The organism is Runella sp. R0.1_18 (assembly GCF_057652155.1).
In genome coordinates this window covers 32,918-56,223 of sequence record NZ_JBYFCK010000016.1, presented here as the reverse complement: position 1 = coordinate 56,223, position 23,306 = coordinate 32,918, and the positions used below count along the sequence as shown (strand labels likewise).

Below are 23,306 nucleotides of genomic sequence, written 5' to 3'. Positions count from 1 at the left end.
GTACAATGAAAACCTTATTCTTTTCTCTAATTTTATCAATCGCCAGCCTTGTAGCCATGGCGCAAAACCCGATTGACGGCAACTGGAAAGGCAGCCGCGAAACGCCCAACGGCACGTTTGAAGTAAACTACACCTTTAAAGTAGAAGGCGACAAATTGACTGGTACGTGGAAAACGCAATTTGGCGAAGCCAAAATTGAAGAAGGCAAAGTAGAAGGCAAAAAAATCTCTTATTCCATCTCATTCAACGACCGTAAAATGAGCTACACAGGCGAGTTGGTCTCTGAAAAAGAGCTGGTTGTAAAAAGTGAGCGCGGTGAGATGAAGCTTGCCAAGCAGTAGATATTTATTCATTAACCCAATAATCAAATGTTTTCAAAAAAAAGCGTGAAGGCTGTAAGTACGGCCATTCTGATGGCGGGAGCGACCACTGGTTTTGCCCAATCCATTCCGTCGTTGAAAGATACCTTTAAAAACGATTTTGGCATCGGGACGGCCTTGAACAATGGCCAGATTGAGGAGCGTGACCCTGCGATGACCCAATTGATTGTGAGCCAATTTAACATGGCAACCCCCGAAAACGTGATGAAATCGGCGTTGATTCATCCAAAATGGGATACCTACGATTTTGTCGTGCCCGATAAACTGGTTGCTTTTGGGAAAAAACACAACATCAAAATCAATGGACACACGCTCATCTGGCACAGTCAACTGCCGTCGTTCATTCGTGGTATTCACAGCAAAGACTCAATTCAAACGTTTTTTAACGACCACATCAAGACCGTGGCAGGTCGCTACAAAGACAATATCTTTTCGTGGGATGTGGTGAACGAAGCCCTGAACGAAGACGGAACTTTGCGCAAAACTGTTTTCCTAGATTATCTGGGTGAAGGCTACATTGCCGAAGCTTTCCGCCTCACGCAGCAGGCCGCGCCGAATGTGGAATTGTACTACAACGATTACAACAACGAACAACCTGCCAAGCGCGCGGGCTGTATTGAGCTTATCAAGAAAGTACAAGCTTCGGGCGCGCGTATCGATGGCGTGGGGATTCAGGGGCACTGGCACGTTGGAAAAGTGCCGTTTAAAGACATCGAAGAAAGCATTTTGCAGTATTCGGCGCTGGGGCTGAAAGTGATGTTTACTGAACTGGACATTGAGGTGCTTCCCCGTAATTTTCAGGGAGCCGATGTCAACCAGCGCATGGCCAGCAATCCCAGTCTAAATCCTTACACGGCTGGTTTGCCAGACGAAGTTCAGAAACAGTTGGCGGCTGACTATGAAGCCTTATTCAAATTGTTTTTGAAGCATAAAGGCAAAGTAACCCGCGTGACGTTGTGGGGTGTTAACGACGCCAACAGCTGGCTCAACGGCTGGCCTGTGCGTGGTCGTACCAATTACCCGTTACTTTTTGACCGTAATAACCAGCCCAAACCTGCGTTTTACTCGGTCGTAGCGTTGAAAAAGTAGGTGAAAGTTTTACAATAGGTGGTTTTGGGTTTGTATTTAAAACCTAAACCATCTATTGTAATAAGACATATTTAGGGCTAGTTTTATGGGCTATAAGATTGGTTTTAGGTAGATTTAGGTATATTTGACTCTTTTCTCAAATGAGGTGAGATGAAAATGAAAAACTATATAAAACTACTTTTCTTTTTTGTAATTACGTTTTATGGCTTTCCTAAGCAGGGAATTTCTCAAGAAATTGTTTTGTCGGAAGACCAAAAGATTCCTAAGAACATTACTTCTTCCATTGAAATTTTAAAGGATTCGACGGGCAAACTGACGTTGGAACAAGTGGCTGCGATGAACTTCAAAAAGTCGCCCAAAGACCACATTGTTTTTCCCTATTCTGATGATGTATTCTGGGTGCGGTTTTTCCTAAAAAATACCAATGCAACCAATAAAGACTGGATTTTGGTATGGACAAACCCTTTGGTGGAGCAGTTGGATATTTATATTTCGGATACGACGGGGCAAAAATTTTCGCACAAACAACAGAAAATTTTGACGGTTGAGAAAGAGAAAAAACTCATCGACCAAGATCCGACCTTTGCCGTTGACCTTCGCCCCAACCAACGCAAAAACATTTATGTCAAAGTCACCAGCAAACGTGGCCACTACATGACTTTGCGGTTGCATTCAGAAAAAACATACTATAAATCAAAATTGGAGAGTTATGCAGGGCAAAGTTTCTTCAACGGTTTGGTTATTTTTCGTTTGTTTTTGGTACTTACGCTTAGTTTGGTCATCATCAACAATTTTGCCTTTAGGCTATATTCGCTGCATACCGTTATTAAAACATTTGCCTTTTGGGGATACCTCAATATCGCTGGCCCGTGGTTTACAGACGACCCCGACGTTGCTAAAAAAATTGATTTTTTGTTCTATAATTCCGTGACTTTAGGCGGTGGGATTTTTGTCTATTTTACTCAAATCAAGGGGAAGTTTTCAAAAATTCACACCATCATTGCCATGACCATTATTGGGCTGACTATCTTCGAGAGTATCATTGTTTTTGTTGATTATCAGTGGTATTGGCTCAAATTGGGAGTGTATAGTATCATCATTTCGGCAATCTATTTTTCGGCTTTGTACCTCTATTCCATCGTCAAGAAAATCGCCATTGAAAAATACTACGCCATTCCTTTTATTTTGGGGATGATCAGCTACGCCCTGCTTTACATTCGGTTGCTGGGCTGGATTGAATACGAACCCGTGTATTCGATTGCGTATTTGTTGTTTTTGGGGGAAATATTCGTTTTTGTCATTTTCCTAGGAGGAATTTTTCGTTCTGCGGAGCAAAAACTCAATTTCAGCATCGAGCAAAATAGCCGTTTGAAAGAACTAGACAACCTCAAAACCAGCTTCTTCGCCAACATTTCCCACGAATTTCGGACGCCCCTGACGCTGATTTTGTCGCCCCTCAAAGACCTGCGGCGAGAGTTTCCAGAACGGGATATTTTCCGAGTAATGCAGCAAAATGCCGAACGATTGTTAGCGCTTATCAATCAATTGTTGGATTTGAGTAAACTGGAGGCTGGAAAAATGGAGATGCAGTTGCAAAGAAGCGATCTAGCCCAGTTCCTCAACTATTTGTTTGCTTCCTTTGAATCGCTCGGGCAAAACAAGAAAATTCTTTTTCAGTACGAGCAAAGTCGGATGAGTTATATGGCTGATTTTGACCAAGATAAGGTTGAGAAAATTGTAACTAACCTCCTTTCGAATGCGTTTAAGTTCACGCCTCCCAATGGACGTGTACAGGTACGGGTTGATTACCAAAAAACGCAGCTTCTCCTGAAAGTGCAAGACTTTGGTATCGGGATTGACCCACAGCGTTTGCCACGCATATTCGACCGTTTTTACCAAGCCGACAGTGGCGATAACCGTACGTACGAAGGAACGGGCATTGGACTGGCCTTGGTGAAGGAGTTGGTACAAGTGATGAAAGGAAGCATCCATGTAGAAAGTAAAGTAGGTGAAGGCTCTGTTTTTACGGTGATGTTGCCGATCTTGGAAGAGAGTTCAGCAGCCAAAGGGCAGGTGGTTTCACCCATAAATATGCCAAAGGAACAAACGTTTTTGGTAGAAGAATTACCGATAGAAACTCCCATAAATGAAGGCAAAGAGGTGCTGTTGATTGTGGAAGATAACCCCGAACTGCGGGCATATATGCGGGAAATTTTTGCCCCCCATTACTATTTATTGGAAGCAAGCGATGGACAAGAAGGGCTGGAAAAAGCGATTGAAGAACTTCCTGACGTTGTCATCTGTGATTTGATGATGCCCCGACTCGACGGTTTTGGGTTTTGTAAAGCCATGAAACAAAATGAACTTACGAACCATATTCCGATTGTGATGCTGACGGCCAAAGCGACCCTAACCGATCGCTTAGAAGGCTTGGAACTTGGTGCTGACGATTATTTGTCAAAGCCCTTTGATCGGGAAGAGTTGCAGGTGAGGGTACGGAATTTGATAAAACAACGTCAGATTTTACTTCAAAAATATACGAAAAACAAGGCGTCCGAACTGGCTCAGAAAAGCCAAATGGAGGAAGAAACAGCGCTTAAAAATCGCATCAACGATGAGCAATTTATGCAGCGCTGCCACGAAGTACTCATGCAGCATTTGGGAGAAAGTGACTTTGATGTGGAGCGTTTTGCAGAGGCAATGAACGTTTCTGCCGTGCAACTTCGCCGCAAGCTGAAAGCCAGTACGGGACAGGGAGTGATTGAATATTTGCGAAATTTTAGACTTGAAAAAGCCGCCGAAATGCTCGCCAATAAGACCGAAACTGTGTCGGAAGTTGCCTACAAAGTGGGCTTTGAAAGCCTGTCGTATTTCTCGAAAGTATTTTTTGAAAAATACGAAAAAAGTCCTTCTGAATGGCCATAAACGGCATTTTGTCAAAAATGAGTTAAAGAAAGTCAAAAATGAGTTAATAAAAATTGAAAGCCCCGCTGAGGGGCTTTTTTTTATTATCAAAAATGAGCTAAAGAAAGTCCATTTTGTGATAACACTTGCATCCAGCAAATCACCAATTTTGGGTATCACTTTTAGCTCATTTTAATACCCTACTCATAATCTTTCATGGTAGAAAGGGAAGGAGGTCTCTGGGAGCATTTGACGAAATGTTTCTACCTCCTTTTTCTACTACCGACTCATGTTAAACTCATTCAAACTTTTCTACCAATGAAAAAATTCGTTTATCGCTTCATGGCTTTATTGATAAGCTATAATGTGTTTGCCGTTGATAAAACTTGGACTGGGACAACCAGCCCCAATTGGGTAACTGCTTCCAGCTGGTCACCCAGCGGTGGTACTCTCAATATGTTAAATATGGAAAATTTTACTGATTTTAAAATATTCTATTTCAATTAAAAATCGTTTCAAAATGACCACTTTTCTACATACTTCGCTCAATCGAAAATTAGGTTTGTTTTTGATTGAAAAAACTTTTGTTCTGTGTTTATTACTTGTCCTTGGCAGTGGTTTTATGGCTAAATCCCAAACCCTGGGCACGTATCCCGCTACTTCCGTGGTTGCGGGGCAAAATGCCGCCATCACCCCTTCGGCTGTCCCCACCAATGCCACCTCTATTGTGGCTTATACCAATAACAATGTCAATACGCCTTTCACGGGTGTATTGGCGGTCAACCCCACGACGGGGGTATTGACGGTGACCAAAGCCATGCAGGCGGGGGTGTACGCCGTTACGGTGAAAGCATTTAATGGGGCAGCATCCACGACCGCTACTTTTACCCTTACGGTAACCAACCCCACTTTTAGCCAGGGTGCTTTCAGCGGTACGACCGACGTGAGTGTTGGAACTAGTCCATACAGTGTAGCCGTTGGCGACTTCAACAGCGATGGCAAGCAGGATATTGCCGCGACAAATTATAGTGACGGTACGGTTTCGATTCGTTTGGGTGATGGCGCGGGCGGCTTCAGCGGTACGACTAACGTGGGTGTTGGGTCGAGCCCAGCCAGTGTAGCCGTTGGTGACTTCAACGGCGATGGCAAGCAGGATATTGCCGTGGCAAATTTTGGTGCGAGTGCCAGTTCGGTTTCAATTCGTTTGGGCGATGGTGCGGGCGGCTTCAGTGGCACGACCAACGTGAGTGTTGGGTCGGCGCCAATTAGTGTAGCCGTTGGTGACTTCAACGGCGATGGTAAGCAGGATTTTGCCGTCGTAAATTATGTTAGCGGTTCGGTTTCAATTCGTTTGGGTGATGGTCTGGGCGGGTTTAGCGGCACGACCAACGTGAGTGTTGGAACAGGTCCACGCAGTGTAGCTATTGGTGACTTCAACGGCGATGGCAAGCAGGATATTGCCGTGGCAAATATTGGTGCGAGTGCCAGTACGGTTTCAATTCGTTTGGGCGATGGTCTGGGCGGGTTCAGCGGCACGACCGAAGTGAGTGTTGGATCAAATCCACTCAGTGTAGCCATTGGCGACTTCAACGGCGATAATAAGCAGGATTTAGCCGTCGCAAATAGTTTTAGCAATTCGGTTTCAATTCGTTTGGGTGATGGCGCAGGCGGCTTCAGCGGCACGACTAACGTGGGTGTTGGAGAGAGTCCATACAGTGTAGCCATTGGCGACTTCAATGGCGATGGCAAGCAGGATATTGCCGCGGCAAATAATTATGACGGTACGGTTTCGATTCGTTTGGGGGATGGCGCGGGCGGCTTCAGCGGTACGACTAACGTGAGTGTTGGGGCAGGGCCAAATAGTGTAGCCGTTGGTGACTTCAACGGTGATGGCAAGCAGGACTTTGCCGTGGCAAATAATGGTACGGGTGCTAATTCGGTTTCCATTCGTTTGGGGGGCGTGGCTGAAATCAATCTCCAAGGCGGTGTTAACCCTACGACCTGTGGCGGAACGGGCAGCATTGCTTTTACGAGCACAGGTATTGCGGAGGGTAGCCAAACGCTTTCCTACAAAAAGAACACCGTAGCCGCTACCGCCACTGTAACCATCGCTGCCAATGGTAGCTTTACGCTCTCAGGTTTAGGGGCGGGTGAATATTCTGATTTTGCCATTGGCGCTACCACAGCCACGGGCAGCCGAAGCCTCAATTTGCCCGCTTCGTGTTCGTTTGTCACCACTTGGAAAACCGACAATGTAGGTACATCCAACAGTACTTCGATTAGGATTCCGACTACAGGCACGGGCTACAACTACGACGTGGACTGGAACAACGATGGTACGTTTGATGAGTTTGGTTTAACGGGTAACGTCACGCACGACTACGGAACGGCGGGTACTTATACGGTAGCCATCCGAGGAAGTTTTCCACGGATATACTTTAACAATGGAAGTGATAGACGTAAGTTGCTATCAATCAACCAATGGGGTAGTATCGTTTGGACAAGCATGGCGGGGGCCTTTGAGGGCTGTGAAAATATGGTACTCAACGCTACGGATGTGCCTAATACAGCGGCAGTCACCGACATGAGCAGGATGTTTTCTGGGTGTAGTTCCTTTAACCAAGCCTTACCTGAAGGTTTTAATACGTCTGCTGTTACGAATATGAGCTTTATGTTTGCTTTTTGTAGTTCGTATAATAAAGCTTTGCCAAGTACTTTTAACACCTCTATGGTGGTAGATATGACTGCTATGTTTACTAGCTGCCGGGCTTACAACCAACTCCTACCTAACAGTTTCAATACAGAGCGTGTAACAACTATGCGTGGTATGTTTTCTAGCTGTAGTTCGTATAATCAAGCTCTGCCGAGTAGCTTCAATACATCGCTTGTGACGGATATGTATTCAATGTTTTCTGGCTGTATAGCCTATGACAAAGCCTTACCAAATAGTTTTAATACGTCGCTTGTGACAAATATGTATTCAATGTTTTATGGCTGTAGCTTGTATAATAAAGCCTTACCTAGCAGTTTTAATACGGAGCGTGTGACAAATATGGCTTATATGTTTAGCCTCTGTAGTTCGTACAATCAACTCCTACCTGGTAGCTTTAACACGGAGCGTGTGACAGATATGAATGCTATGTTTCAAAACTGTTTTGCCTATAACAAAGTCTTGCCCAGTAGTTTTAATACTGTTGCTGTCATGAGTATGAATAGGATGTTTTCTGGTTGTAGTTCGTATAATCAAGCTTTGCCAAGTAGCTTTAATACAGTTGCGGTAATAGATATGGTGGATATGTTCGCTGATTGTAGGCTTTTCAACCAAGACCTGGGAGCGTTGAACCTCAGTTCAGTGACTAACATGGACGGTATGCTCACAAACTCGGGCTTATCAGTAGCTAACTACGACGCCACGCTCACGGGTTGGGACAACGGGGGTTACTCAAATAAAAACCTTGGTAATGCTTCCCCACTCAAATACTGTGCTGCTCAAACGGCACGTAACAATCTGACCACCAAAGGTTGGACTATCACGGGTGATGCGTTGCAATGTCCTACTCTCACCTTTGGTACGGCCACCAATCCTACGACCTGTGGCGGAACGGGTAGTATTTCATTTACAAGTACAGGTATTGCGGCGGGAAGCCAAACCCTTACGTATAAAAAGAACACGGTTGCCGCTACTACCTCCGTGACCGTCGCTGCCAATGGTAGTTTTACGCTCTCTGGCTTAGGGGCGGGGGTATATTCTGATTTTGCCATTGGCGCTACCACGGCTACGGGTAGCCGAAGCCTCAATTTGCCCGCTTCGTGTTCGTTTGTCACCACTTGGAAAACCGACAATGCAGGTACATCCAACAGCACTTCCATCACAATTCCGACGACGGGCACGGGCTACAACTACGACGTGGACTGGAACAACGATGGTACGTTTGATGAGTTTGGTTTAACGGGTAACGTCACGCACAACTACGGAACGGCGGGCACTTACACGGTAGCTATTCGAGGAGATTTTCCGAGAATCTATTTTAATACGGAAGGAGATAGACTCAAGTTGCTATCGATTGTTCAATGGGGAAGTATTGCTTGGCAGAGCATGGGTAATGCTTTTCAGGGTTGTGAAAATATGGTGCTCAACGCCACGGATGTGCCTAATACAGCGGCAGTCACCGACATGAGCTGGATGTTTGCGGGTTGTAGTTCGTTTAACCAAGCCTTACCCGAAGGTTTTAATACCTCTGCCGTAACAACCATGAGCGGCATGTTTTCTAGGTGTATTTCTTATAACCGAACGCTGCCGAATAGCTTTAATACGGAACGTGTGACGGATATGAGTGGCATGTTTGATAACTGTAGTGCCTATAATCAAGCCTTGCCGAATAGCTTTAATACGGAACGTGTGACGGATATGAGTGGCATGTTTGAGGGCTGTAGTGCGTACGACCAAGCCTTGCCTAATAGTTTTAATACATCCGCTGTTACTAATATGCGTGCAATGTTTAGTTTTTGCAGTGCTTATAATAAAGCCTTGCCTAGTAGCTTTAATACGGCGCGGGTGACGGATATGAGTAGTATGTTTTTTGACTGTAGGTCGTACAACCAACCTTTGCCCGAAAACTTTACGACTGCGGCTGTCACCAACATGGGCGCTATGTTTTTTGGGTGTAGTTCTTATAACCAAGCTCTGCCGAGTAATTTTACTACCGCTGCTGTAACAAATATGAACGCTATGTTTACTGGCTGTACAGTGTATAACCAAGCCTTCCCAAGTAGCTTTACTGTATCGGCTGTTACGGATATGGATGGTATGTTCATGTTTGCTAGGGCCTTCGATCAAAGTTTGGCAGCTTGGGGACCCCAACTCAATGCGAATGTGAATTTGGCAAATATGCTTAGTTACTGTGGCATGAGTGTGGCCAATTATGACGCTACGCTTACGGGTTTCAATGCGGGTACGGTGACGGGCAGGTTTTTGGGGGCAGACGAGTTAAAATATTGTGCCTCAGCTACGGCAAGAACCAATTTAATGAATGTTAAAAATTGGACTATCTCGGGGGATGCGTTGTTGTGTCCTACTGCTACACTTACCCTCGGTACGGCTACCGATGCTACGACTTGTGGCGGAACGGGTAGCATTGCTTTTACGAGCACCAACATTGCGGCGGGAAGCCAAACCCTTACGTATAAAAAGAACACGGTTGCTGCTACTACCACCGTGACCGTCGCTGCCAATGGTAGCTTTACGCTCTCAGGTTTAGGGGCGGGAGTCTATTCTGATTTTGCCATTGGTGCTACCACGGCTACGGGCAGCCGAAGCCTCAATTTGCCCGCTTCGTGCTCTTTCATCACCACTTGGAAAACCGACAATGTAGGTACCTCCAACAGTAATTCCATCACAATTCCGACCACGGGCACGGGCTATAACTACGACGTGGACTGGAACAACGATGGTACGTTTGATGAGTTTGGTTTGACGGGCAACGTCACTCATAATTACGGTACGGCAGGTACTTATACCGTTGCCATCAGGGGTGATTTTCCAAGGATTTATTTTAATAGCGAAGGAGATAGACTCAAGTTGCTATCGATCGACCAATGGGGAAGTATTGCTTGGGCCAGTATGAATCGTGCTTTTCGGGGCTGCGCAAATATGGTACTCAACGCCACGGATGTGCCAAACCTGGGGGCAGTCACTGACATGAGTTTTATGTTTTACGGCTGTAGTTCGTTTGATCAGGCCTTACCTGAAGGTTTTAATACGTCTGCGGCTACGAATATGAGCTCTATGTTTGCTTATTGTAGTTTATATAATCAAGCCTTACCAAGTACTTTTAACACCTCTATGGTGGTGGATATGAGTGGTATGTTTAGGGACTGTCGGGCTTACAACAAAGACTTGCCGAGTAGCTTTAATACACAGCGTGTAACAAACATGAGTGAAATGTTTTATGGTTGTGTTTTGTATAATAAGGCCTTACCGAATGACTTTAATACGTCACTTGTGACGAATATGAATGCTATGTTTTATGGCTGTAGTTCCTTTAACCAACCCTTACTGAGTGGTTTTAATACGGAGCGTGTAACAGATATGGAATTAATGTTTCAAGGCTGTAGTAAATACAACCAAGTTTTGCCGAATAGTTTCAATACAGCTGCGGTAACTACCATGTTTGGCATGTTTTCTGGCTGTAGTATTTACAACCACGCGTTACCAAGTAGCTTTACTACGTCGCTTGTGACGGATATGAGCTATATGTTTTATGATTGTATAGCTTTTAACCAAAACTTAGGATCGTTGAACCTCGGGGAGGTCACCAACATGACGGGTATGCTCACAAATTCGGGTTTGTCGGTGGCTAACTACGATGCGACACTCATAGGCTGGAATAACGGTGGCTATACCAACAAAAGCCTCGGCGATGCCTCACCACTCAAATACTGCGCTGGCCAAACGGCTCGCACCAGTCTGATCACCAAAGGTTGGACTATCACGGGTGATGCAAGTGCCAGTCCAGCAACGCCAACGGCTTCGGTGACGGTACAGCCGACGTGTACGATTTCAAAAGGTACGATTGTAGTCACAGCGCCTTCGGGAACAGGGATTGAGTACAGTATCGGCGGTCTTTACCAAACCTCGGGAATGTTTAGTGGGTTGAATCCAGGCCCATACACAGTTACGGCCAAGAACACGACGACGGGTTGTATATCATCAGGTTTATCTTTGACGGTGAATCCAGTTCCGAATGCTCCCGCAACGCCAACAGCTTCGGTGACGGTACAGCCGACGTGTACGACGCCAACTGGAACGATTGCAGTCACTGCGCCTTCGGGAACAGGGATTGAGTACAGCATCGGCGGTCTTTACCAAACCTCGGGAACGTTTAGCGGCTTGAATCCAGGCCCATACACAGTTACGGCCAAGAACACGACAACGGGTTGTATATCATCAGGTTTATCGTTGACGGTGAATCCAGTTCCGAATGCTCCCGCAACGCCAACAGCTTCGGTGACGGTACAGCCGACGTGTACGACGCCAACTGGAACGATTGCAGTCACTGCGCCTTCGGGAACAGGGATTGAGTACAGCATTGGCGGTCTTTACCAAACTTCGGGAACGTTTAGTGGGTTGAATCCAGGCCCATACACAGTTACGGCCAAGAACACGACGACGGGTTGTATATCATCAGGTTTATCTTTGACGGTGAACTCGGTTCCAAGTGCGTTAATGATCACGACAGGAACGAGTTCGCCGATTTGCGCGGGCGCTACGTCTTTTACAATTCCTTATACGGTCGTGATGGGTACTCCAACTACTTACTCAATTTCGGGAGCAGGCATTACGACCGTTAGCAACGGCGTTTTAACAAACCCAATTGTGGTGAATTTGAGTGGTCCAGAGTCAGCAAATGCTATTTCTTACACCTTGACCGTCGGCAATGCTAGCGGATGTGTTTCTAGTAATATTACTGGAAGTGTAACAGTAGTAGGCCCGCCGACTATTTCGTTGACGACGCTCCAACAAACGCTCAACGAAGGCAACAATCCCGTTCTTTGCGACACGGATGCGAATTCTGTTAACAGTTTACAGTTTAATGTTTCGGGTTCGTGTGTTTCTGGTTCGCCTGTTTGGCGAGTACAAGTGGGTAGCGGCGCATGGAGTGCGTGGTCAGTAACTGCTCCAGTTTCCCAACCTTCTAATAACCAACTCCATCGTTACCAAGCGGCTTGTGATGCTAATTGCCCGAGTACATATACTTCACCGATTGAGTTAACGATTGGTGTACCTCCTGGCCCTCCCCAACAAGTAACTGTGAGTAAAACGACGGGTTGTCCAGGTGAAACCGTGACACTCTCCGCTCATTGTGGAGCTCATACCGTACGGTGGTATTCATCAGATTCACCTAATTCTGCCCTTCCAAGCTCTACCATAACGATTAGGCGCGAGATGCCTAGTTACTGGGTGAGTTGTGTAAGTTCACTTGGTTGTGAGAGTGTTAAAGTAGCAGCACCATCGATTGTTGCCAAGCCCTCCGCAGCGCCATTTGGTATCACAGGGGGAGGCTATCTGGGCTGTAATAACGTTTCTGCTATTTTAACCTCTGGTTCAGAATTGAACACCTTGTACCAGTTGTACTACAATTCGTTGGGGACTAGCCAGCAGGTGAATGGAAATGGAGGCGTTTTAAGTTTTGGTATTCCGAGTTTTGGGGGCACTTATCGTGTGATGGCCAAGGATAAGACGAGTGGATGTATTACGGAGTCGAGTGGAGAAGTGGTTTACTACAATGTTAGCAAGCCGAGCAAGTTTCAAGTGACGGGTGGGGGCAGTTTGTGTGGAAGCGGAAGTGTTTCTTTGGGGTTATCCAGTTCCCAAGTAGGTGTTAATTACCAGTTGAAGCGTAATGGAGGGTTATATGGTAGCAATGTATTATCAGGGACAGGTCAGAAGTTGAGTTTTGGTTCGACGCTTGAAACGGGGACATACACAGTAGAAGGCACATCGTCCTCGGGCTGTGTTTTGACGATGCAGAATGGGGTATTGGTGACGAATTTTCCGTGTGGTCTCCGAGTTGGGGTAGATGATTTGTTTGGGATATCTGTTGATTCATCTATTGACTCTTGGGTGAGTATCTTGGGTAATCCAGTGGGTAGTATTTTGTCCTTACGTTTCAACCAGTCGATTAAGGGGGAGGTTTTGTTGGTGTTGGTTGGATTGGGAGGCGAGGAGTTGTATCGGCGATCGTTGTTTGATTTGGAATCTGGTCATGTGGAGAGTATTTCCATGGAAGGCTATGCAGGGGGTAGTTATGTATTACGAGTTTTATCTTCTGAACATAGGCAAGATTTCAAGATTAGTAAATTGGGTAGATAGTGTGCGGATAATGATTGCTATACTTGTTGGGTATCCAGTCGAAAGACGGCGTAGGCGTAGGAGCAGCGAGGATAGCGGAGGGCAGTGTGCAAGGAGCAACTACTTTGTCATCCCGGAGGAATCTAAGTCCAAGTAGCTTCGCTACTGTCCTCCCCAACCCCGTGACGAACATCCTGCGCCTGCAAGTATCTGACAGCAAAGGCCAAGTGGTACAAACGGAGTTGACGGATGCTTCGGGTCGAAGTGTTTTACGTCGCCAATTCGTACCCGAAACCAACAGTCACCACGAGGAGTTTGGGGTGAGTGAGTTACCGACGGGGATGTACTTTTTGAAAGTAACTACGCCTGATAGACAAGCGACTTTGAAAGTGGTGAAGGTGGAGTAATTTGATTAACATACATTATTGGCCAAAGTGGATTTTTATTTCCATTTTTGGCCAATAATGTGAATAAATGACAGACGATATTAATGAGTTTCATTCAGGAAACCGTTCATCAAAATAACCCACAAACTGCCAAATTTCGAGTATTTCGTTGATACCAACAGGATAAGGAGCGTATCTTTCGTTGAGAGACTTTAAAACCAGTACGCCCTTGTCATCTAAGTAGTTAAACACTTTTTTTAGAACAACTCCTTCGTCAGAAGTGACAATAAGGCAAATTGTGCCATTTTTTATACTTCCCCAGTTGTCCATGTATTCTCCAAAAACAACGGAGCCGCTTCTGAGAGGTGGCATTGAGTCACCCACGTAAGGGAAAGCCCTATATTTACGGTCACGTGACAAAAATGGCATCTGAAAAACAGGAAGTTTTTGGACATAATCAACATCGCCGTAGCCTTGGGTATATCCACCTAAAGCCCTGACGGGCACAAATTCAATGTTTTCACGAGTAGTGCTATCTACGGTGGTAACCAAAACTCGATCAGTTGTTTTGTGCCGAGCCATCGGCTTGATTTTTTGACTACAATCTATTTGAAGAAAGTCATCAATGGAAACATTAAAATAGGAAGCTAGTTTTACCAAATCACCAAAATTGGGTTCTGAACGTCCTACTTCGTAAGCGGCGAGGGTAGATTTTTTAATGCCAATTTCGTCGGCCAAACGCTGTTGAGAAAGTTTAGGCGTCAATTGATTACGTAACCAAATTAAGTTTTGGGCAAAATAAGTAATTGATTTCATGTGATGCTGTTTAAAATATGTACGCAAAGTATAAATAAAATAGACAAAGTGCAAGTTTAAAGCTATTAGTAAAGTAGATGGATGATTTCTACGTTTCATAAGTCAGTTATCTTCATTATGTTTAGTAACTTTGGCCTCATAGAACACAAAAAATATACCACAAGTATGACAAAAAGGCTGCGCAGGGATGCTTTGTTTCAATAATGCACTTTGTTAAGGAGGTTACTTTTGGTAAAGATTGCTCTCGCTTTTATATATGCTACTAAATAGAGACCAGCGATGGTTGTTGATTTTTTTACTAACCCTTTTATATCTGCCCCTAAAGGCCCAGGTACTGGACTTCCCACAACCTGAATTGATTACCGATCGTCAGGGATTACCACAGGGATTTGTTTCAGGCATTGTGCAAGACAAACAAGGATTTATCTGGATGGCTACCCACGATGGCCTTTGCCGATACGACGGCAACCGCTTAAAAGTCTTCCGAGAACGGGAAGATACGACAGGGAAATCAGCCATGCCATTCTCCAGTATTGCCTCTTTATTTATTGATCATCAGGGTCGTATCTGGATTGCGTCAGAATTGGGCGAGTTGGTTATGTTTGATCCTCTTACTGAAATATTCACCAACATCTCGAAACAACTTACCAGCCTGACGGTTCCCCACACAGGTGCCTGGCATTATTACCCCGACCGCCAAAACAGGCTGTGGATGGCCTTTGACGGAAAAGGGTTAGTCTGTTATGATATGACGACTCGGCGTGCGCGCTGGTTTCAGCACCGCGATGACCAACCGCATTCCATAGGCTCAAATCGCATACGTACGATACTGCAGGATCAGCAGGGGACGATTTGGGTTGGCTCCATTGATGTGGGCTTAGAACGATTCGACGAGAAGACGGGGCATTTTCAGCATTATCGTCCAGACTCTCAAACACCCCTTGCGCTACCCGAACTGGCCATATTTGGAATGGCCCAACGCCCAACGGGTGAATTGCTAATTGGTACCCATCACTATGTCTGTCAATTTAATCCTAAAACGGGGTATTTCCAATCGCAACGATTGCCTAATGATGATAAAGCGTCGTTGGAAGATCATCACCTATGGGGTATCCACTTTTTGACCGATAGTCGGGGAGAAGTTTATTTTGATCAACGGAACAGCCTATTTCGCTTTACTGATTTGGCAAATATTCAGTTGGTGACTCATTTTACGCTACAAACCGGTTTTTGTACCAGCCTGCTAATTGATCGCTCAGATGTCCTCTGGGTGGGAACTAACGGCTCGGGCGTGCGCAAATACAATTTACGGGCAAACAGCTTCCACACGGCTCGTTATCAACGTGTTTTTCAGTTGGATATACTTACCAAATGGTTGCATTTACCAGCCGAGCAGGCTCGTCTTGTCCAAGATGCAGACCCATACAAGTTTCGCTATACGCTAGATCATCAGGGAAATGTTTGGGCTAATAGTGGTACATCGACTATCTACCATATCAATACAGCCACGCACCAGTGTCAGCGGGTTGACTTTCCCGTTCCCTTTGTCCAAACGATTACGCCTATGGCAACTGATGAGCAGGGGCGTGTTTGGTTGCTACAGTGGTACAAAAATGCCCACTACTTATGGTATTATGCACCTGACACACGTCAGTGGATTCGTTCAGCTTATCATTTTAAGGCGGATTTTCCCGTTGAGTTTATACAGATGGTCGCTGATAGAGAGGCATTTTGGTTGGCTACAAAGAACCAGGGTTTGTATCGACTTGACCGCCAAACGGGGCGGATGCGCCAGTATCTCCACCAGCCTAATCAGCCTACATCGCTCAGTAGCAATACGCTTTATTGTTTGACGGCTGATCCCGACGACTCGAATCTGCTGTGGATTGGTACGTTTGGCAAAGGATTATGTGCATTCGATAAGCAGTCAGGTAAGTGTCGGAGAATAACGGAACAGGACGGGTTGCCCAATGATGTGATTTATTCGGCCCTTCCTGACCGGTACGGAGATTTGTGGATTGGTACAAACAAAGGGCTGTGCCGAATGAATCGCAAAACATTTCAGACCCAAAATTACACCACTGAAGACGGGCTACTGGCCAATGAATTTAACCGCTTTCACTATCTTCACCTTCCCAATGGACAAATCATCATGGGGGGCGTGGAAGGTATAACAGCGTTTCGTCCAAGTCAATTAAGGAATGATTCATTTCAGCCCAAAGTAGAATTAACTGAATTGTACGTCAATAATCGGCTGACCGACCCTCACCCGCAGTCGTTTCTTCGGGCACCTATTCACGCCATTCATGAACTTATCCTTCCCTATAATCAAAATTTTTTGACGGTACATTTCACCGCTTTGCAATTCAACCTACCGGGTAAAAATCATTATCGCTACAAACTGGAAGGGGTGGACGAGGAGTGGGTGGAGACCAAGCAACCGCAGGCCATTTACACCATGCTGGCTCCCGGTCACTACACACTGCTGATCAATGCCTCCAATACATCGGGTACGTGGAGTCCCTACGTACGTCGATTGTCTGTGATCATCAATCCTCCTTTATGGGCTACTTGGTGGGCTTATGTGCTGTATGTGCTGGTGGTGGCGGGGAGTCTTTGGTACGGTATTCGTTTACGGATAAACCAATTGCAATTGCGGCAATCGGTAGCGCTCCGTCAGCAAGAAGCGCGGCAATTGCGTGAACTCGACGAAATGAGGTCTCGTTTTTTCACCAACGTAACGCATGACTTTCGCACTCCGTTGACCTTGATTCTTTCACCTATGCCTGATTTGATTCAAGAACTGGCGGGTACGCGTTACGTCAAGCGATTGGAGTCGATTAGTCGCAATGCGCGGCAATTATTATCCCTCATCAACCAATTGCTGGATTTTGCCAAACTCGATGCCAACGTGTTAAAGGTTCAGGAAGCACAGGGGGATATTAGTCAATTTTTGGAGCAGACCGTCGGATTGTTTCAGGAAGAAGTTATCCAAAAAAGCATCCTTTTGTCGGTGTCATCGTCGGTTAGTGATAACTACTGGTTTGATGAAGAAAAATTCGGGCGGATTATCACCAATTTGGTAGGAAATGCGTTGAAGTTTACGCCTAAAGGGGGGCAAATTACAGTGTCTTTGCATGCTTCTACCGATTTGGAATTGGTGGTTTCGGATACGGGGGTGGGTATTGCTGCCGACAAACTGTCGTTGGTGTTTGATCGTTTTTTTCAGCAGTCGGCAGACGGATTGAACTCACCCACCAACACTCAGATGGGGACGGGTATTGGGCTGGCGTTGGTGAAAGAATTGGTGCATTTGCAGCAGGGACATATTGAGGTGGAAAGCACGCTTGGCCAAGGTACTACCTTTCGGGTGACGCTGCCTTACCGACGCGCCGACCAAGCCAGCTTTACGACGAAAGTGCCTGAGCCTCTTGCCGAATTAGCATTGGCCGACTTGCCGATGCGACACGAGGGCGATAGTGAACCCCCGCATTTGCTGTTGGTTGAAGATAATACAGAACTGGCAGATTTCGTTGTGGATAGTTTGCCCGCCTCTTACCGCGTCAGTCGGGCAGTCAATGGCGCCGAAGGGTTGGAAAAAGCGTTGGCTGACTTGCCAGATTTAATCATTAGTGATGTGATGATGCCCGTGATGGATGGCTACACACTCTGCCAAAAACTCAAGGAGGATCAGCAAACCAATCACATTCCAGTCATTATGTTAACGGCCAAAGCCACCTTTGAGAGTCGTATGGAAGGACTCACGCGGGGAGCTGACGATTACCTAACCAAACCGTTCCACGTAAAAGAATTGACGTTACGAGTTCATAATCTGCTCGAACGTCAGCGTCGGTTTCGTGAGCGGATGCGGCAAGAATTGGCAAGACCTGTGTCTGCCAAACTCGATCAACCAACTGAAACGCTGGCGACGGAGCCAGTGCTGCTTGATCCGTTTTTGGAAAAACTATACGCCATCGTTGAAGAACAATTGGATGATTCGTCGTTGAGCGTGGAGCAATTGGCCGAACAACTCAATGTGAGTCGTAGCTCGATGCACCGTAAAGTGAAAGCACTAACAGGACTGGCTACGGGTGACCTTGTCCGCATTTACCGCCTCAAACGCGCCACTCAATTCCTCCAACAGGGGTATAATAGCTCCGAAACAGCCTATTGCGTAGGCTTTGATAGCCCCCAGTATTTTGCTAAGTGTTTTCGGGAGCAGTATCAGATGACCCCCAGCGAATTTGCTCGATTGGCCTAAATTGTTCCAAAAAAGCATATTTTGGAGTGTTCTGCAACCTAAATTACCACATTTGCAACCTGATTTACCATCCTTTTTTGGGCTTGGCCAGACCTTTGTGTCCGAAAAACGGGCCTTCCTTAATTGTTGGTAAATTCCATGTTGAAAACAAGTTCTACAGATCGTGTCGCCACGATTGATTTTATTCGGGGAATAGCCCTGCTGGGCATTCTGTTGGTTAACGTACAGACCTATTCGTTATTTGCTCTGCTGCGTCCTGAGCAGGTATATAAGCTGGGGTTAGACCAGCCAGCAACCTACGCGCCCACCCAATTTTTCGTTCATTTGTTGGTAAAAGGGCAGTTTTATACGATTTACAGTTTTCTTTTTGGCTTGGGCTTTTACCTAATGAGCAAAAAGAACAAACAGGCGGGGCTGGATTCCAATCGGTTTTTCAAACGACGTTTATGGATACTGTTAGCGCTGGGGTTGCTCCATGCCCTTGTGTTTTGGTTTGGGGACGTCCTGCACAAATATGCGTTGTTGGGTTTTACGTTGCTTTATTTTAGCAAAAAGTCGGTTGCGGTATTGGGTAAATGGGTTATCGGGCTGGTGGTTTTGGGGATTGTGATTCAAATCGTTCAAGCCTTAGCGTTTCCATCGACTCCCTCCGCACAGGCCGCCAGTCAGCAACAGTTCGATGCGGTCGTCATGCGGGTGGTTACCACTTGGCAACAGGGGGCGTTTTGGGAAGTAATGAGCCTGCAAAGTTTGGGAGTGGTGATGCTGCATGTCATGGCTTTTAAGCATGGTTTCGCGAGTTACTTGCATTACGAGGTGATGTTTTTGTTGGGGCTGATGGTGGGGAAATTACAACTGTTCAATCGATTGGCTGAGGTCAAAAACCAATTCCTGCGAATAGCTTTTTGGCTATTTCCCATGGGGCTCATATTAAAAGCAGTTGCCAGTTTGTCGGTGTTTGATATCCACCTATCGATTAGCAATCCATTGACCTTTGACCCATTACTTTTGTCACTGGCCGATTTTCTGGGAACGCCCTTGTTGACGGTGGTTTATCTGATTGAACTCTCTTTGCTTTTTAACCGATACCCCTCTCGAATCACTCATTGGATTGCCAATTCGGGTCGGCTGGGTCTGACCAACTATCTAATGCAGACGTTGCTGTGCATGGGGCTTTTTTACGGCTACGGCTTGGGTTTGTCGGGACGGTTGACCCTGCTGGAATCACTGGGCGTTGCGGGTAGTATCTATGTTTGTCAAGTTGGCTACAGCAACCTCTGGCTGATGTATTATCGAATGGGGCCTTTGGAATGGCTCTGGCGGAAACTTACTTATGGCAAACAACGGGCGGAAGTGATTCCCCAAACACACTTAATGAAGGGTTGAACGACGTATGCGATTATGATATACCAGAAATATTTTGCTCAAAATCAATTAATTATGAAAATAAGTGTCTTAATTTTCGCCTTGTGGGCGAGTCTGCTTGGAATTGCCCACGCGACTACTTTTACGGTAAGCAACACCAATGACAGTGGCGCAGGTTCTCTTCGCCAAGCCATTCTAAGTGCCAATGCAGATGCAACGGCAACGGCGGCGGCTCCCCACCAGATTATTTTTACCGTACCCAATGGGTCAACCATTACGGTTGTTAGTCCTTTTTTGGTGATTACTAACCATGTTAGCATCAATGGGTTGGGTGTGTCAAATTTGACAATTAGTGGTGGCGGCACCTCACGTATTTTTTGGATACAAAATGGCACGATTACCATTCAAAACCTCACCTTGGCCAATGGCTATGCCAAAGGGGGGAATGGTAATGGAGGAGGTATGGGTGCCGGTGGAGCTATCTTTATGCACGAAGGCAAAGAAGGGGGCACCGGTAGTATTAATTTACGCTTAATCAATATCAATTTGAATAATAATCAGGCTTTGGGTGGAACTGGTACTGTTAAGTCACCAGTAGGAGGGGGAGGAATGGGAGGAAATAGTGTGGTTGCTGGTGGTGGTGGCGTATTAGGAAGCAGCAGCGGAGGTGCTGGTGCAAGTGTAAGCAATGACTTTGGAGATACACCTGGAAACAATGGCGGCATTCCTATTTTTGGCGGTGGCGGTGGTTTTGGTGTTTCTGGTGGCCATGGAGGTTTTGGCGGTGGCGGTGGTGGTGGTAATTCTGGTGGCAATGGAGGTTTTGGTGGTGGCGGTGGTGGTGGTGCTAACGGTGGCCATGGAGGTTTTGGTGGTGGCGGTGGTGTGGGTAGTTCTGCTGGCAATGGGGGGTTTGGTGGTGGCGGTGGTGTGGGTGCTTTTTCTAGTAGTGGTGGTTTTGGTAGCGCTGGCAACGGCGGTGGCGGTATGGGTGCAGGTGGGGCTATTTTTGTCGCGAGTGGCAGCTTGAGTTTAAATGGAGTTACATTTAATAATAACAATGCTACCCGAGGAAATAATGGCGCCAAGGGCTACGGTGGAGCGCTTTTTGTGTTCAACAAAGCAGAAAACGGAGGTAATGCCGCCCCAGGCACGACGAATGACCCATCAGTCAGCATGTGCAATGTGACCTTTAATGGCAATACCGCAGATGACGACAATAATACACATATCAATAATGATAACTACTATGCCAGCAACCTACCCAGTCTTACTCCCAGAGGGTACATCACTAGCAATGGCAATGCAGGTAGCATGACCATGTGTCCTGGTTACAGTATTCAACTTATTTTTAACGGGGTGGGGACAGAGCCTTTTTACTTCGTAGTGAATGGTAAAAATTATAACACGTTATTTGGGTCAGGTTTTGGAAACCTTACTGAAGGCACTGATTTCACAGGTACGCAAAATTTCAACCTTACCCAAATTGCCGATGCCAATAACTGTGTAGTCACTAGCTCAATTGGATCGGTGACAATCAATGTTAATGAGGTAAATCCAGGAAGTATCGGAGGGACGCAGTCGGTTTGCTCAGGAGGAGATCCTCAAGCTTTTAACTCCGTAACTGCTGGGACTGGCGGTGTCATTACCTACCGCTGGGAGAAGAGTACTACTGATTGTAACAGTGGTTTTGTGACCATTATGGGAGCGACGGACGCAACCTACGATGCTCCTGCTGGTCTAACCCAAATGACTCATTACCGTCGAGTAGCCATTTCCAATTTAGATGGTGTAGTTTGTGAAGCGACTAGCAATTGTGTGACGGTTTCCATGCAGACGGTCAGTGGTGGTACGGTAAGTGGATCGCAGCTCATTTGTACCGATGGTGATGCTACAGCCTTTACTTCTGGTGAGGCTGGTTCTGGGCAGGGTACTATAACTTACCGTTGGGAGAGTAGCACCACGGATTGCGTCAGTGGATATAGTCCCATCATGGGCGCTACAGGTGAAACGTATGATCCCCCTGCTGGAAGTATTGGTGCGACCACTTTTTTCAGGCGTGTTACTATCTCTACATTGAATGGGACGGAATGCCAGGCAATTGCGCCCAATTGTATCGTTGTCATAGTACTCAATCCACAAGGAGGAGCTATTTCTGGGAATCAATCCTTGTGTTCAAACGCTGATCCTACAGCTATTGCCAGTACAAGTGCTGGTTCGAGTAATGCTGGAACAATTACCTACCGCTGGGAAAGTAGCACAACCGATTGTAACAGTGGTTTTAGTACAATCATAGGAGCAACGGATATGAGCTATGATCCGCCTGCTGGTTTAAGTACAACAACTTATTTTCGACGAGTAACGATTGCTACCTTCAACGGAGCGGGCAGTGGTGTGTGCGAGGCAATCAGCAATTGTGTGACCGTCTCGGTATCTTCGGTAACTGCAGGTAGTATTTCAGGTGATCAGACTATTTGCCTGGGTGGAGATCCAGCTAATTTTACCTCTACTACCAATGGGTCAGGTTCTGGAACTATCACCTATCGTTGGGAAAAGAGTACAACAAATTGTAACAGTGGTTTTTCGACCATCACGGATGCAACTGGTTCGACATACGATCCGCCTGCACCATTAAGCCAAACAACTTACTATCGGCGTGTGACTATTTCTACTTTAAATGAGGTTGCTTGTGAAGCCATTAGTAACTGTGTGACGGTGACCGTAGGGGACAATACGCCCCCAACCATTACTTGTCCCGACAATATCAGTGTGAACAACGAGGCAGGTAAATGCTCTGCGGTAGTGAACTATACTGCTCCCGTAGGAACGGATAATTGTTCAGGGGCGACGACGCAACAAATTGCGGGTTTAGCCTCAGGCGCAACTTTCCCCGTTGGGACAACGACGAATACATTTGAAGTGACGGCGAATGGCCAAAAGACGACTTGTTCTTTCACGGTGACGGTAGTTGACGCCGAACCCCCGACGATTACTTGTCCCGCCAATATAAGTGTGAACAACGACGCAGGTAAGTGCTCGGCGGTAGTGAACTACACGGCTCCCGTAGGAACGGATAATTGTTCAGGGGCGACGACGGCGCAAATTGCGGGACTGGCCTCAGGCGCAGCTTTCCCTGTTGGGACAACGACGAATACGTTTGAAGTGACGGCGAATGGCCAAAAGACGACTTGTTCTTTTACGGTGACGGTAGTGGATGCGGAAGCGCCTACGATTACATGTCCTGCTAATATCAG

The 23,306-nt window shown here is 46.2% G+C and carries 10 protein-coding genes; 9 read left to right on the top strand and 1 reads right to left on the bottom strand.

The window, feature by feature from the left end; all coding sequences use genetic code 11:
* The first annotated feature begins 5 nt into the window (after positions 1–5).
* The 6 genes from AC23P2_RS23185 to AC23P2_RS23160 all read left to right on the top strand — a co-directional run bounded on the left by AC23P2_RS23185 (position 6) and on the right by AC23P2_RS23160 (position 13,631).
* Positions 6–341, top strand: coding sequence for a hypothetical protein (locus tag AC23P2_RS23185; protein ID WP_487451627.1), 336 nt, complete (start codon positions 6–8; stop codon positions 339–341).
* Positions 342–368: 27 nt separating this feature from the next.
* On the top strand, positions 369–1,469 hold the full coding sequence (locus tag AC23P2_RS23180) for an endo-1,4-beta-xylanase (protein WP_487775410.1): 1,101 nt from the start codon (positions 369–371) through the stop codon (positions 1,467–1,469).
* 156 nt (positions 1,470–1,625) lie between these two features.
* Entirely contained in the window at positions 1,626–4,394 is a 2,769-nt protein-coding gene (locus AC23P2_RS23175; RefSeq protein ID WP_487775409.1) for an ATP-binding protein, read from the top strand.
* Between the two features lie 297 nt (positions 4,395–4,691).
* Entirely contained in the window at positions 4,692–4,880 is a 189-nt protein-coding gene (locus tag AC23P2_RS23170; RefSeq protein WP_487775408.1) for a hypothetical protein, read from the top strand.
* A gap of 13 nt (positions 4,881–4,893) precedes the next feature.
* Positions 4,894–13,245, top strand: coding sequence for a BspA family leucine-rich repeat surface protein (locus AC23P2_RS23165; RefSeq protein WP_487775407.1), 8,352 nt, complete (start codon positions 4,894–4,896; stop codon positions 13,243–13,245).
* Positions 13,246–13,259: 14 nt separating this feature from the next.
* Entirely contained in the window at positions 13,260–13,631 is a 372-nt protein-coding gene (locus AC23P2_RS23160) for a T9SS type A sorting domain-containing protein (protein ID WP_487775406.1), read from the top strand.
* Positions 13,632–13,721: 90 nt separating this feature from the next.
* On the opposite strand, the gene AC23P2_RS23155 is transcribed toward AC23P2_RS23160, so the two are convergent.
* Entirely contained in the window at positions 13,722–14,426 is a 705-nt protein-coding gene (locus AC23P2_RS23155; RefSeq protein WP_487775405.1) for a helix-turn-helix domain-containing protein, read from the bottom strand.
* A gap of 256 nt (positions 14,427–14,682) precedes the next feature.
* Between AC23P2_RS23155 and AC23P2_RS23150 the strand changes: the two genes are divergently transcribed.
* The 3 genes from AC23P2_RS23150 to AC23P2_RS23140 all read left to right on the top strand — a co-directional run.
* Positions 14,683–18,687: a hybrid sensor histidine kinase/response regulator transcription factor gene (locus AC23P2_RS23150; RefSeq protein WP_487775404.1), complete on the top strand. Its 4,005-nt coding sequence runs from the start codon at positions 14,683–14,685 to the stop codon at positions 18,685–18,687.
* Positions 18,688–18,825: 138 nt separating this feature from the next.
* Complete coding sequence (locus AC23P2_RS23145) at positions 18,826–20,073, top strand: DUF418 domain-containing protein (RefSeq protein ID WP_487775403.1); 1,248 nt, start codon at positions 18,826–18,828, stop codon at positions 20,071–20,073.
* Between the two features lie 54 nt (positions 20,074–20,127).
* The coding region (locus AC23P2_RS23140; protein ID WP_487775402.1) for an HYR domain-containing protein at positions 20,128–23,306 on the top strand (3,179 nt) is incomplete at its 3' end.

Coding starts and splice junctions, on each gene's coding strand:
- AC23P2_RS23185 (WP_487451627.1), top strand. CDS start 6: ATGAAAACCTTATTCTTTTCTCTAATTTTATCAATCGCCAGCCTTGTA.
- AC23P2_RS23180 (WP_487775410.1), top strand. CDS start 369: ATGTTTTCAAAAAAAAGCGTGAAGGCTGTAAGTACGGCCATTCTGATG.
- AC23P2_RS23175 (WP_487775409.1), top strand. CDS start 1,626: ATGAAAAACTATATAAAACTACTTTTCTTTTTTGTAATTACGTTTTAT.
- AC23P2_RS23170 (WP_487775408.1), top strand. CDS start 4,692: ATGAAAAAATTCGTTTATCGCTTCATGGCTTTATTGATAAGCTATAAT.
- AC23P2_RS23165 (WP_487775407.1), top strand. CDS start 4,894: ATGACCACTTTTCTACATACTTCGCTCAATCGAAAATTAGGTTTGTTT.
- AC23P2_RS23155 (WP_487775405.1), bottom strand. CDS start 14,426: ATGAAATCAATTACTTATTTTGCCCAAAACTTAATTTGGTTACGTAAT.
- AC23P2_RS23150 (WP_487775404.1), top strand. CDS start 14,683: ATGCTACTAAATAGAGACCAGCGATGGTTGTTGATTTTTTTACTAACC.
- AC23P2_RS23145 (WP_487775403.1), top strand. CDS start 18,826: ATGTTGAAAACAAGTTCTACAGATCGTGTCGCCACGATTGATTTTATT.